Genomic DNA, 14540 nt, shown 5'->3' on the forward strand with positions numbered 1-14540 from the left:
GTTTAATACGCTCTTAATATACCTTCAAAAATGGGTCAACTCTGTTTACGACTCCTTAGCGGGTTGATTTTGTCAATAGCCTTCCTTAGCTGTAGTTCTGGTCGGACACACCAGAGCGAAGTCGATGCGCCACCGGCTTCAAAAACGGCTACTCCGGTTCCCATACGGCCCAAACTGTATGTCGAATACAGCGGCAGTATGTTTGGCTATGATGGCCCTCAGGTCAATAGCAATCTAAAAAATACTCTCGTGACCATGATGAATTATTTCGATAAACCGGATAAGGCGCCCATCTTCATAGTTAACGACAAAGTATACCCTTATCCGAAAAGCTATGATGACCTAATCAAAGCCCCAACGCTGTTCGAATATAAGGTAGGTAATGCTGGATTTACCGATTTTGCTCGAATCTTCCAGTCAATCACGGATGAATTAAAGGAGGGTGAAATGGCAATTCTGGCTTCTGACCTAATTTACTCTGATCCAGCTATGACGGGTCAGGCCGCTGGACGGATTCAGGACGCGGCCCGGAACCGGATGCAATTAGCTATGAGGAATTATGCAAAGTACGGCTCACTACTGATACTCAAACTGCGATCCGAATATAAAGGGCGGTACTACCCTTATAATTCACCCAACAAAGGATTACCTTACCAGGGAAACCGTCCATATTATATAATGCTGTTTGCCCGTAATGCGACTATGATACGGTTGCTACACGAACGCCAATACACTGATTTTCGGCAATTCGGTAACTATGCTGAATTTGAAAACAGCGTCTTCTTTAGCAGTGAGGGAAGTACTAATTCACCGTTCTATACCCTGCTCGAAACAGATACGGATGCCAAAGGACAATTCGATAAAGATCGGAAGGGCGATAACGCAAATGGACTGCACGCGATTAAGGACGTAAAACCACCCCGGCAAAAAAATCAGAAATTAACGTTAGTTGTAGCGGCTGCTCTACCAACCGGCGGTTATGGGGCCGATTTCCTTCAAAATCCAGCTAACTATGAGGTTACATCGCCCAAAGATGACTTCAAAATCAAGGCCATCAAACCCATACAGCGCAACGATGGCACAACCCATAAACTCATTTTGGAAGCCAACCGCCTGGCACAAGGCGACCGGTTACTAACCATCCGTCTACGTCGGACGTTTCCACCCGCCTGGGTGCAGGGCACCACCACTGCCGACGATACTCAACCAAATAAAACCACAAGCTTTGCCCAAACTACCTTTGGTCTACAGCCTATGCTGATGGGGATTCAGCAGGCATATGACTTGCATACCACTGACCGCGCTTATCAATTTACTATAAACCTTTCACTAAAAGAATAAACACATCATGATCGAAGATATTTATGAACTGTTCGTCGATGGGTCTTTGCTGGACGACCTGATTCAGGAGGGTCTGATAACGCCCCTGTTCTGGACTATGCTAGGAATTAGTTTCGCAGGCGTAATTCTGTTTTATTACATTATTAACAGCACACGTTTTTGCCGCCCTTCTCACTGGTTGCTGACCCTGTTTTTCACTGGCTTGCTGGTATTCATTACCCATCTCGGCACCTGTTTTTCAATGGCCAATAAACAGATTCCCCGCGATCCAAACGTCCCACCTGCCGAAATGCACTACCTCTTCGACCAGGGTAGCTCCGTGTTTTTCAGTTTCGCGCTGGAAATGTTTGGGCTGGCCGCCCTTCTGTTCTTTTTGATGTCAATGGCCTTCAAATGGGGAAGTCGCAATGCCAGTCGAACACCTTTTTAATCTACTACTTAAAGTCATGGCCTACAAATTATTCATTTTCGCTATTGGCGGCACAGGCTCGCGCGTAGTGAAAGCGCTAACGATGTTACTGGCATCTGGCATGGAATTGAAGGATGTTTCAGAAGTGATTCCTATTATCGTAGACCCTCATAAAGCCAATGAAGATCTCAAGCGCACCGAAAATCTTTTAAAGACGTATAAGCGTATACGTGAGGGGCTAAAAGACAAACCTAAAGCAGGTGAATTTTTTGGAACTTCTGTTCGGACGCTCAATAACATTGTCAGCCAATCCGATAAAATGGCCGATACCTACACCTTTGAACTCAAGGGTGTAACGAATGAAAAATTCGAGCAATACATTGAGTACGGAAACCTCGATCCAGCGAACAAAGCCCTGGCTAGCCTTTTGTTTTCGAGTAGTAATCTGTCTACCGAGATGGATATAGGCTTTGTCGGTAACCCTAACATTGGAAGCGTTGTGCTCAACCAGTTTGCAGGCTCGGATGAGTTCAGGCAGTTTGCTGCTAACTTCAACCCCGAAGACCGGGTATTTATTATTAGCTCAATTTTTGGAGGTACGGGAGCGGCTGGCTTTCCCATTATTCTGAAAAATATTCGGGCCGCCCAACTGGGTGATGGTGGCGACCGGGTCGATAATCCCGAAAACCTTCGTAACGCCCGAATCGGCGCGCTGACAGTATTGCCTTATTTTGGACTGGAGCCTAATGCTGAACGTCGAGTGGATAAGGCCACATTCTACTCAAAAACAAAAGCAGCCCTGCATTACTACGGGCGAGGGGTGAATAAGTCTGTTAACAAATTATACTATCTCGGAGATCGGCTCACCAAAAATTTCGCCTATGACCCTGGCGAGAATGGCCAGCGAAATGACGCTCATCTTATTGAGTTGGCTGGAGCACTTACCATAGTCGACTTTGCTAATTTACCTGACAACGCACTCGAAACCGAAAACGGGAAACCCGTAGAACCAGTCTGTGCTGAATTTGGTCTACGCCAGCTTGAGGAAACGGTATCATTTGGGCACTTCGATCCCGATACGTTGCAGGTGTTAGCTCGACCTCTAAGCCGCATGGCTTTGTTTAGCATGTATTTGACGTACCGAATTGCTTCGGCAGCTGGTGGAATGGACTGGACTAAAACGAACCCGAAAATAGACAATGGTTTTCTGAGCGGCCAGTTTGTTCGAACTTACCTCGGTGATTTTAATACTCAGTTTCAGAATTGGCTAACTGAAATGGCGGCCAACAAGCGCGGGTTCCAACCCTTTCTTTATGGCGACAACCTGGAGAAAGTTATAATAGGCTATAAAGTCAAACGGAATTTTCCGGGACTCTCCTCCGTAACGTTTTCAGATATGGATACCTACCTGAACGCTGTTGACAAGAAAGAAAAAACGTTCTCTTCGCCGGAGGATAAATTAGTGCAAGTACTCAATCGGGGTATTAACCAATTTCTAACCGAGCGATATCCAGACCTTTTCAAAACTATCCCCAGCTAAACCCCTTCCCAATCCTATGTCAAATGTTCTTACCCTGCATACCCAATCCAATGGGAAGCATATCGCCAAAACGGGTGAATATGGCAAGAAAGAAATTGAAGCCATTGAAGATCCAGAAGGGGGCAATACGAAGGAGCCTCCTTCATCCATACCAAGCCCGTTTGCCCGATTCGATCTCGTTCGTACAGCCTTTGCCCGCCTAGCCCGTACGGACACGCTTACTGGCGAACCTAATGACCAACGGTTGGTTTCGGAATGCTTTGATGTAGGGCAGGTGTTTTTTAATTTCGATAAATTAAAGGATAAAATTGAGATCATCCGCTGGGATAAAAATAAACACCTCGACGGATTGATCAACTCGGCCTATGAAGGTCATCAGCGCTATGGAAAAGCGTTACGGCTGTTTATAGATCAGGACGGAGGGGGCGCTAAAGCTGAGGGCGGTTACAACCTGCGCGAACTTGATAGTATTTATATTCTTCGTTATACCGATCACCGCGATTCGGGTATCATAGGAGGTACTTCGCCTTCAACGTTGTTTTTTAGCGCTCCTGGTAACCTAAATTTTGTCGATATTCAATTCGGGAATGATCGGTTATTTGACCGGACTTACTGTCCTTTACACGAGCGTGAAGTTGAGTATCAGCAATTCTGGCATGGACTTTCGAAACGCCCCGGTTTTGCCGACCGCTTTCCTGAGGTGGCCGATTATCTTCGTAAGAGTTTAGTATTGCTCAAGCGCGAAAACAACGCTGCCTGGCAAAAAATTGGTAATGACGCCGAGAAGTTACCAGGCGAAGCGTTCGATAAGCTGTTTGAAAATTTACAATCGCCCGCAGGAGATTTGGTGGAGGTACTGCCGGGATTTCGTATTCGAAAGGGGCGGGTTAATGCTGCTGATTTAGATACGAGCGAGTTTGTATTACGGTCGGATAAATACCGTCTGATTTACCCACTTGAGCAGTACCCAAACCGGCTCTTTCCGATGGTTCTGCAAAATAACTACCAGGGGCGTTTACTTTACACCAAAGACTACTGGAACCGCGATCAGGAAGTTCCGACTTATGTGGAGGAAAGTGAGGACTGGCGCGAAAACAAACGACGACTGCCCGGCCAAGCCGATTTTTACCCCTGGTTAACTGTCAGTGATTTTCTGGAGCCCTACATTATCCGGCTCGTTTATCCTATTAACGGCCAGCGATTCCATGATGGCGGGTTACAAAGCGACCATGAAATTACCAAAAGTTATCTGCTGCCGCTTAAGAGAGAATTCTTCGACTTTTTCGACGTTGAGGATCTCATCAGCGGCAGAGGAGAAAAGGTGTCGTTTCAACTTAGGAACGGGGTAGGCGATAGCGTTAAAGCCATTCTAACCATTCCGCTCAAAGCCGGAGAGCCGCCAATTGTACTCGAACGGATTTACTACAGTTCCGAGCTTTCTTCGGCTCCTCGGCCTGTCGATCAAAAGGCGAATAAAGGGGTTGTGATGGAATATCAGTTTGGGCTGAACCTGATGCCTTACATTCGGTTAACCAACCCCGATATTCCCCCAATTTATCATGTTCAGGTGGTAGACCGTGACATTGATCATTTTACGTTCGGGCATGATTATACAATCCAGTTCTTCGACCACGACCTAAATAAGGTCTTGCCGATTAATCCGCCCAAGGTTCGGAGCAGGAAACAGCAAAATCTGGCCAAGAGTGCAACAACAAAATATTACCGACTGAAAGAAAACTTCGATTACATAAGTGTTAATGTAGGCGGCAAACAGGGGCTAATTATTCCCAAGTTCAAGTCGATAACAATGGGCAACGAGCAATTTACGTTCGCTGTAGATTTTGGTACCACCAATACCCACATCGAGTATCAGACTGCTATCAACCCTAGCCCTAAAGCCTTCGATTTAACCCCTGATGATCAGCCCATAGCTACTCTGCACGATCCTCAATTTGTGTTGCGTGATAAGTCGTTCAACGAAACCAATGCGCCCATTCTTGCCGACATTGTACCGGTCGAGTGGCTGCCAGATCGCGTTGGTAAACAGGAGCGAGCATCGTTCCCGACACGTACTGCCCTACTCGACAATCACCCCAGCAAAACCGAAAACCTGTTTGCTTTCCAAGATTTTAACCCCGCATTGCTCTATGAAAAGCAGAACATTCCGAAAGAAACCTATCACGTCGAAACCGATTTGAAGTGGAGTAGTCAGGCTCATGATGATTATAAAGAAAGACAGGTACGGGCATACCTGGAGTCGCTCTTGCTGATGATTCGAAACAAGGTATTACTCAATCGAGGAAATTTACAGACTGTACGAATTGTGTGGTTTTATCCGCTCAGTATGCTCGAGCATCGGCGCAACTTCTTTGAAGATGAGTGGAACAAATTAACACAAGAGATTTTACCAACGAAAAACGTTCCCCAGCGAATTCCTGAAAGCACTGCGCCTTATTATGAATGGGACGTAAGTGCGGAAACACGGCAGGCAGTGTGTGTCGATATTGGGGGTGGAACCAGTGATGTTGTTGTTTTTAGTGAAGGTGGTCCGTCTCTAATTACTTCATTTCGATTTGCAGCCAATTCAATCTTCGGCGATGCCAAAAAATCGGCTAAAACCAACGGCTTTGTTCGTAAATATGAAGGAAAAATCAAGCCGATGCTTGAGCAAAATGGGTTCAATGATCTTAAAAATGCCTATGATGTCATTGAAGAGCGACAACATTCAGAAGACATTGTCGCGTTTTTCTTCTCCCTACGCGATAACCGCGATGTGCAAAATAAAGTTACAATCGATTTTAATGAGATGCTGGCCAAAGACGAATCACTCAAGATTGTATTCTTAGTATTTTATGCGGCCATCATCTACCACATTGCCCGGTTAATGCAGGCGCGTCAGTACGAGATGCCTATTACCATTGCGTTTAGCGGGAACGGTTCAAAAGTAATTAAGATACTCACTAGCAAATCAGGACCATTAGAGCAATTAACCCGCTTGATTTTTGAAAAAGTGTATCAGAAATCGTATGCTGATGCTGGATTAACTATCCGTATTGAGCACAATGAGCCCAAAGAGTTTACCTGTAGAGGAGGATTAAAACGCAGCAAAGATTTAAATTTTTCCTCTACAGATTCCTCGAAAGAGGATGAACTAATTGAAAAAACGAAAGTGGTGCTTTTAGGAACTACCGATAATCGCTTCGGACAGAAAACGGATAAATATCAGACCATTGATAAAGCCACGCTGGCATCAGTTGCTGAAGAAGTTCAACTTTTTGTCGATCTGCTATTTAATTTAAATGATGAATTTGATTTCAAAAACAAATTCAACGTAAGCACGGGACGGTTGGCAGAGTATCGGAGAGTCTTACTGAACAACCTGCATGAAACTGTTGCAGATGGCTTTGCCCGAAAGCGTCGAGAATCGAACCCCAGCGATCCAGTTGAAGAAAGCCTGTTTTTCTACCCACTCACAGTGGGCCTGAACGCGCTTGCATCAGAGATTGTGAGCCAGTAACCAACTCTACTTATCACCGTTGTTTCTCCGGTCTATATGTATTTGATCGGAGAAACAATATTCCCCACCTTTCAATGAAATTATATATATTGACCATTTGCCTATTGTTGATCCTAACAGGAACTAAGGCACAATGCCCGCGGGGCAGCATTGAACTAAAAAAAGGAAAGCGCGACTGGGTTAAGGATTATAAAAATTTAAAAAACAAGTATAAAGCTAAAGTGGCACCACTCGACGCCTATTTTCTTGATAAGAAAGGGATGGCAAAAGAGTGTATTGATTATTCGAGTTTTACGAAGTTGGCGAAAGAGGCTAAGCAGGTGCTAGGGCCGCTTAAGTTGAGCAACAAGGGTTTATTAGCACAGATTGAGCACATCAATAAAATCAATCCCAACGGATTTACTCAACAAAAAGAAAAAAGTAACCTGTCCAAGCCCAGTGCGAGTCAATCAGAATCTGCTCAAACGGCTATAGAAGAAGCAACTGCTGACCAAGATACTATCCCGTCTGATGGCAATGAAGAGGAAGGTTTTTTGGGGTCGACACAGGAGGAACAACTTAGTCAGCTGAATGAAGAAATAAAGCAGCTTGAATCAAATAAACAATTGTGGATCTGGGTAAGCAGCCTGCTTGCTATATTGTTTATTAGTGCTTGTGGGCTTTTAGTATGGTTCAACATTGTCAAGAAGCGCCAGAATAAATCCTCACATCGTAAGCGTAGTTATGCTAAGGAATCAACACCTAATACTGAGCAATCGGTCGAGGAGCTTCAGACTCAGTTAATCCAACGTCAAGAGGAAGTAACTACATTGAAAAATCAGAACATTTTGTTAAAACAAAAACTCGCTGAACGACAACCGGCCGACAATAGCCAGCATGCGCTTCAATTAGATAATCCATCCAGTGAAGCCACCGCTACAACGACAAGCGATTCTCAAGTTGGCAATGTTGGCAACATACCTAAAGTAAACACTCCAGCTAGCCCACCTGTACCGATACAATTTTACCTATCAACACCAACGCCCACCAGTGATGGCATGGGCACTTTTTCTGACAAACGCCAGATGCAATTTGATCCAATCAAGTCCGTTTACCGTTTCGAACTAATCGATAGTGAAGGTATACAGGCCACATTCTTATTTGAGTCATCAGCCGGTGCCGTTTCGGGGGCATTGGATTATCCTGAAACATATCTCCAACCAGCTTGCGAGTACAGTAGATTCGACTCACGGGCTAATCGCATTATTACCAACAAAAAGGGGTGGGCTGTAAAAGAGGGCGATAAGTGGCGAGTGACCCATAAGGCGCAGATTCGATTTGCCTAACTCTACTTTTTCAATATTTCTAATCTGACTATTTCCTTATGGCAGCTCCCTCTATTGAATTGGTTGAATATGTAATTGTGGCAGTAATTGTTCTCTTACAAATTGTTTTTTTTGTCCAGACATTGATTACCGTCCGGGCGTTCAAACTGAGCCTTCCGGAAGTTTCGGCATTTAGGCTTACTGACGTTGAAATACTCGAAGATGATTTTCGTACGGTAGCTCCGGCTGACTTACTAAACAATCTGGACAGTTATGTAAAGAAGGCGAAAACGGCCAGGGATGTACAGACTCAAAAGAACATCGACTATTACCAGGCACAAGGTCTAGCGTTTGAAGAAGTATTAGAGCGAGCTAGCCGGGACGCCCAAATACAGGTGGATACCGAAATAATCAATCTATTAATCGTAGTGGATGCTCCAGAAGGTGCCGTAATGAGCCGTATAAGATGGGCCATAAACACGTATTTAATACGAAATAAAGGTGCAGTTGCTGACTTCAACCTGCTTCGTGATATTGTTCAACGCCATTTAGATACACTCGAAGAAGAAATTGCTATCTCCGCACCAATTCCAGTGTATCTCGGACTGACGGGTACCATGTTAGGGATTATAATTGGCTTGCTAAGTCTTCCTGATGTCGATTCTGCCGAGTTTATTAAAAACGGAATTGCCAACTTATTGGGCGGGGTCAAGATTGCAATGATTGCTTCTTTTATAGGGCTGTCTCTCACTGTATACACCAATGGGCTAGTTTTCAGAGGGGCTAAGAATCAGGTGGAACGAAGAAAAAATGAGTTCTTTACCTTTCTACAAACGGAATTGCTTCCTATTCTATCTGAGAGTGTCAACGCAGGAATTGTCGGACTAGATCGCTCGTTAGACCGCTTCGGCGAGTTATTTGCCCGGAATGTGGCGAGTTTACAGGGGCTGATGAATCGGAATACTCAGGAATTGACGAGTTTGATGGACAAGAATTATGAAGCTCTCATGGCGCAGCAACAGTCAGTCAAAGCTCTGGAACGAATTGATATAACACGAGTAGCTAAACTAAACGTTAATGTATTAACTCAATTAAGAGAAGGTACCGACGCCTTAGAACGGCTCGTATACGGACTGCAACAGGTAGACAGTTTTGCTGCTAATGCTCGAGCCTTAGTTGATCGCTCGCAAGATGTTGTAGGACTAGCGGAGAAAATCAGTCAGACCATTGAAGAAAATCGGCAGTTACAGCATTTTTTAACCGGCCATTTTAGCCAATTGGAAGAACGGGGCCTACTCATCAGTGACACTGTAGTTCGATTAGATGAGGTTGTGGATAAGAGTTTGACGGATCTCCAAGCGCATATTTATGAAAGAATTCAGGCTGTAAAACAGATTCAAGTTCAGGAAGAAGATCTACTTAAACAGGAGTTTTCGCAGAACCGGGGCGTTTTATCCAAACTGAACTTTTTAGAGTCGCTTACTGAAACGTTGAGCCAATACGCTAAGAGTGATGCTATTCTACAGGGTAGTGTGCTGGGAACTATTCATCAATTAAAGGAGGAAACGGCTACTACAAACAGACTACTAAGACAATTTATTAGCCAGGCTGAGCGGCCATTTTATGCCAAGCTCTTCGGGCGACGTAACGGAATTAACTACGTAGGCTAACCCTCAATGAAACCGCGCGAATCAACATTTTTCTGGACTTCTTATACCGACTTGATGACGAGCTTGTTTTTCATCATGCTGGTTCTTTATGTCATGACAGTAGCTGTACTGAAATACCAACAGAAAGCAACCCAGGAACAGCTAAAGAAAATTACGGAAATTCAGAATGCGACCAGTGGTTTAGATACCAACTATTTTCAGTATCAGAAGGAGTACAAACGGTTCGCACTCCGAAAACAGATTCAGTTCAGATCCCAAAGTGACGTCATTTTCCCTAACAACTATTCTTATTTAAGAGCAGTAGGCAAATCTATTGAACGATTTGTAGAAGACTCACTCAAGACCAAATACAGAAGCGATAAAATTAAATATCTTATAGTCATTGAGGGAATGGCCTCAAAAGATGGTTATTTATATAACAATCGACTGAGCTATGAGCGTGCATTAGCTCTTAAAACCCTTTGGATTCGACAGGGAGTCAGATTAGACCCCAATGTTTGTGAAGTCGTTATAGCAGGAAGTGGTGTTGAGGGCGCCGGGCGTTTTCCCGGTGCTGACTCACGTAACCAGCGTATTTTAATTCAAATTATTCCTAAAATTGGCCGTATTGAAGAGGTACCTTTTATTCAGTAACTATGAATTTCTATTGTTCCATATATCACTAGCCGGGTTTGACAGGTATAAAAATAGGGGTGGCTTATCCGGAAATAATTGGACGTTTAAATGAACGGTGATCGGGCAGGAGGGAAGAGACTGAAAACATGCATTTTCGCGTTCAAAAAATCCGTTCAGTTTAATAGTTCAGCGTTTCTAGCTAGGTTGAGGTTTTACTAAACGCTTTATTACGCAGTTTACTTTAATATGAACAGGTTTTATTTTGTTCATATTAAAGTAAACTGATGGTTTATAAGCTTATAGTTATCTAACCAGTTCTTAATTCAAACTGGATATTCTTTTACCTTTTTTCCTTACCTGGCTCTGGCCATCTTTCAGGAGGTTCAAGCGCTCTTTCTCGTTCTTTTCCTCTATCTGGAACAGGTATATCCCTACGCTCTGGTTCGCGGGGGCGGGGAGGGTTGTTGGGATTAGGTCTCTGGCGATCAGGGTTTTGTTGGTTCAACATAATAAAAGTTAATTATTTTCAGTCTTAGGCATCCACAACGTTTCAGGCGGAATTTGCTTATTAACAGTTTCAAAGCATTTCTTTGCCAGCTTGGCATTCTGGTTTGCATCGTCATCAGCTGCAAGCGTATTCCGTCGGTTCAATGTCCTTTCGTAGGATTCTTTCAGCCTATCTAAAAAACTCTGCTGCTGCTCAATCTCACTAACAATATACTTAAGATCATAATATATATCTCCATGCCCGACAAAGAGTTTGCTATACCTTTCAATTTCTTTTGGTAGATCTAAAATGGGTTTAGCAATAGCAACTACTGCTACAATTGCAGTTATAACGCCCCAGATAGTAGCTCCAATTTCGTTTCTCCAGATAAGCCAACCACCTATAACTGATGATGAACCAACTGCCAAAAAGATGTCTAGAATTCTGTTCCAACGTCTGTACTTGTTGAGTTTACATCCATAGTATTGACGATTATATAATGCCGTTCGATAGCAATCATAAATGTCTCTAAGTTGACGACGAAGAATCTCGTTATTAACCTGTGTATTCATTTTAAGATATATTGTGTAAACGCCTATATGAGTATAAGTGGTTTGCTCAAATTGATTGGTCAGGGCCGGAATTGCGCAAGTTCAATCGCCCGGTTTATTCCAATTAGCTTACCTAACTGAGTCTCATCCAGTGCCCATAAATTCGCAGGTTCACGTATCCCATTCTGAACGAGTATTAGAATTTCTCCACGAGTCAAAGTTGATATCTTTATCAAAGGCAATGCTGTAACCGGTAAGCCAGTTTCTAATCGGGTGGTCAACGTATCCAATTCCTCATCGTTTAAGTCAAGAATCGGATATAGTGCTTGTACGATGGGAACAACAGAACGTAAGTGAAATCGTGTGGCATCAGCTATCCGTCGCACATCGCCATAACTCATTGGTAAAAATGAGTTGTTGGTATAGGTACTTTCAATGGTTTCCATTGAGGTCCCCCTTATCCAATCATTTACTACTAAAGTTCGTTTTGATCGACGATAGTAATCTAGTGGATCAGTTAACGAACGTCCATAAAGATGAACAATGTCCTCACCAAAATGTATGGCTACGTGGCGAGGCCACGTTTTTTCAAGGCTACCATTCTTAAATAGTGGCGTATATGTATCGTCAAGTTCAGGTAAGACCTGAGTAAGAGCCAACAGCCGTTCCAGACTTACCGTTGCGGAACCTATTTGTTGCAGAACTTGCAGCAAACGAACGATGGAAGGAAACGCAAGCGACGAGTTAGCAGAAGCAAACCCCAACAGTGTTAATTGTACATGCTTATCTTCTTGTTCCACCAAACCGTATTGAATAAGGTCTACCATTATCCGCTCGACATACACTTCAGTTCGCTGTCTCCAATCCGGATCAGCACGACCGGCTATATATCCTCCATATGTATTAGCCAGCAATGAGGATACATCATTACGTAGCAAACGCGGTATCTGCGCCAGTAATCGCAGTACCCACGTGGCCAAGTGACTGTTTGAGAAAGAGGAACGCAGCGGTTCAGGCCGACCTAAAACGTACTTTTGAAAAAGATGCCGCCGTTCCAAAGACGTGTTGGCAATTATGAATGACTGACCGCGTTCGTTGTAGCCTAGTCGACCGGCGCGGCCAACCATATTCTTATACTCGGCAATTGTAAATGGACGTCCATCCTCTCCTACGAATTCCGTTTCTCCTAAAATTACTGCGGATGCCGGTGTATTAATTCCGGCTGCAAGTGTGCTTGTCGCTCCCAGAACATGTACGCTTCCATTCTTTTTCCGAAAACTTCGTTCCACTGCTTCGCGCTCTTCACGTGATAGATTGCTATTATGAAAGGCGGTACCTCCCAATAAGCAATCATGTAAACGGGCTGAAGTCTTTGAAAGATCATTCGCAGGTAATAACGCCAGCACATCATGGGCAGGTGGTAGATTTAGATCCTTCGCCAAATAACCGGCTACTCCCTCTGCTTTGCCCCGCATATTGCGGAAGACAATAAGTTTTGCTCCAACTTGTTGCTTCAGAAGCACGTTGGCAAGCGGAACAATAACATCTTGGGCACCAGCCTCCTTGCGACGTTGTACAACGGCTCCTGGTGGGAGAAATTGACGGGTTTGTACAGTTAGCGTATCAGTATCGATGTACTCAAATATGCCCGAGCGGTCGATGACTCCTTCTTCGAGAGGCACCGGCCGACGAGTGCTAATTAGAGCATTACACTTTAACCAATGCTCGAATCCATTCGTATCACCGATTACAGCAGAAAGTGCCACTACTTGAGGAGAAATGCCCCGTTCTCGGGAGGCTAATAGGTATGTGAGTAGAAGTTCTACTATAATGCCACGGTTAGGCTCGGTTATAAACTGGGCTTCGTCGATAACGACGACACCAATGCGGTTAAGTGTCCCTTGGTTTTTTACCACCAGGTTGAGAAACATTTCATATGTGAGCAAGGCTATATCGTATTTCCCCCGTATGAATGCGTTGGTTGAATCTTGAAAATCTCCTGTACAACGAATGACACGTAAGCCTAACTTTGCACTGTACAGAGCCGTAAAGTCTTCATATTTCTCATTAGTCAAGGCTTTATAAGGCAAAAGGAATACAGCCCGCTGATTTGCTGTTGCGGCCCTGACAGCGGCCATTTCTCCAATAAATGTTTTGCCACTGCTAGTTGGAGCTACTACAAGGAGAGATTGCCCGTCCAATAACCGGTGTTCGTTGACAGCAGATAGTTGTAGCTCGTTTAAACCATCCGGGTAGGCCGCTGCCCAAGATGAAAGAATCGTCTGGGGCAGATTGAACCCCGCTAATTCATTAATATCAGTAGAGACGTGAAGGCCGGTCTTCTCAGGAAATTCTTTATAGTAATTAGTCCCAGGTCGTAAGGTTGGTAGCGTGAAGCCACCCTCAAAGTCTCCCACCCATTTAGGGGTTTGTGTCAGACCGAAACGATTAGCTTCAGCACGTACCCGGCCCGCTACATCAGCCATCATGTGAGCAACCTCCAAGGGTCCATCTGATGTTTGCAACGCGTCTATTAGTGCGTAAGTAAGCAATCCGTGTCCATCAACTTCCCAAGCTTCCTCGTCTACGTTAGCTGCAGCCAGCAGGACCCGTCCCCTACCCGTGAATGATTCTTCAAGAGAAAAACCGCTGCCTCGTGATTGTAAGCCGTCTTCAATCACTTTAGCTGACGCGCCACCACTAAAGCAGCAATCCAATACCAGCAGAATATGACGGGCTTTGCTTCTACGGAACCGCTCAGCTAATGCTGCCATTGAAATGGTCGTTTCGGCCAAATTCTCTTTATCTGTATCGTGGGCCACCAACCGATAGTTGTGAGTACCGTGTCCAGAGAAAGCCAAGAGCACAATATCTTGTTCGTTGGCCGTATCAAGTGTTTGAGCGAACACCTCATCGATTCTGGCAACCGTTGCTTGCTCATCGACCAACAAAACTGGGGACGTTTCAGGAAGTGTATCCTGCCAGAGTGCCCACAGGGCCGTAGCATCCCGCCGAGCGCAGTTTAAGTCAGGTATATTCTGGTCGGCGTGTCGGTTTATACCGATAAATCCAGCAAGCAATCGAGTTGAACTCATAGAATTTGATT

General features: G+C 44.4%; 9 protein-coding genes. 7 read left to right on the forward strand and 2 right to left on the reverse strand.

The features are described 5' to 3' along the window. The first annotated feature begins 30 nt into the window (after positions 1-30). From ACYVGO_RS20345 to ACYVGO_RS20375, 7 genes are all read left to right on the forward strand, one after another. Positions 31-1341, forward strand: a complete 1311-nt coding sequence (locus ACYVGO_RS20345) for a hypothetical protein (protein ID WP_460970825.1) — start codon at positions 31-33, stop codon at positions 1339-1341. Positions 1342-1348: 7 nt separating this feature from the next. Continuing rightward, positions 1349-1771, forward strand: coding sequence for a hypothetical protein (locus ACYVGO_RS20350; RefSeq protein WP_460970826.1), 423 nt, complete (start codon positions 1349-1351; stop codon positions 1769-1771). 16 nt (positions 1772-1787) lie between these two features. Beyond that, on the forward strand, positions 1788-3290 hold the full coding sequence (locus tag ACYVGO_RS20355; RefSeq protein ID WP_460970827.1) for a hypothetical protein: 1503 nt from the start codon (positions 1788-1790) through the stop codon (positions 3288-3290). Positions 3291-3306: 16 nt separating this feature from the next. Then, entirely contained in the window at positions 3307-6807 is a 3501-nt protein-coding gene (locus ACYVGO_RS20360; RefSeq protein ID WP_460970828.1) for a hypothetical protein, read from the forward strand. 74 nt (positions 6808-6881) lie between these two features. Beyond that, positions 6882-8132, forward strand: coding sequence for a hypothetical protein (locus ACYVGO_RS20365; protein WP_460970829.1), 1251 nt, complete (start codon positions 6882-6884; stop codon positions 8130-8132). A gap of 38 nt (positions 8133-8170) precedes the next feature. Beyond that, positions 8171-9781, forward strand: a complete 1611-nt coding sequence (locus ACYVGO_RS20370) for a hypothetical protein (RefSeq protein ID WP_460970830.1) — start codon at positions 8171-8173, stop codon at positions 9779-9781. Between the two features lie 6 nt (positions 9782-9787). Beyond that, positions 9788-10414: a hypothetical protein gene (locus ACYVGO_RS20375; protein WP_460970831.1), complete on the forward strand. Its 627-nt coding sequence runs from the start codon at positions 9788-9790 to the stop codon at positions 10412-10414. A 498-nt stretch (positions 10415-10912) separates the two neighbouring features. On the opposite strand, the gene ACYVGO_RS20380 is transcribed toward ACYVGO_RS20375, so the two are convergent. Both ACYVGO_RS20380 and ACYVGO_RS20385 read right to left on the reverse strand, forming a co-directional pair. After that, positions 10913-11455: a hypothetical protein gene (locus ACYVGO_RS20380; protein ID WP_460970832.1), complete on the reverse strand. Its 543-nt coding sequence runs from the start codon at positions 11453-11455 to the stop codon at positions 10913-10915. A 59-nt stretch (positions 11456-11514) separates the two neighbouring features. Beyond that, complete coding sequence (locus ACYVGO_RS20385; RefSeq protein WP_460970833.1) at positions 11515-14529, reverse strand: DEAD/DEAH box helicase; 3015 nt, start codon at positions 14527-14529, stop codon at positions 11515-11517. Positions 14530-14540: the final 11 nt, after the last annotated feature.

Source organism: Spirosoma migulaei, from assembly GCF_054776855.1.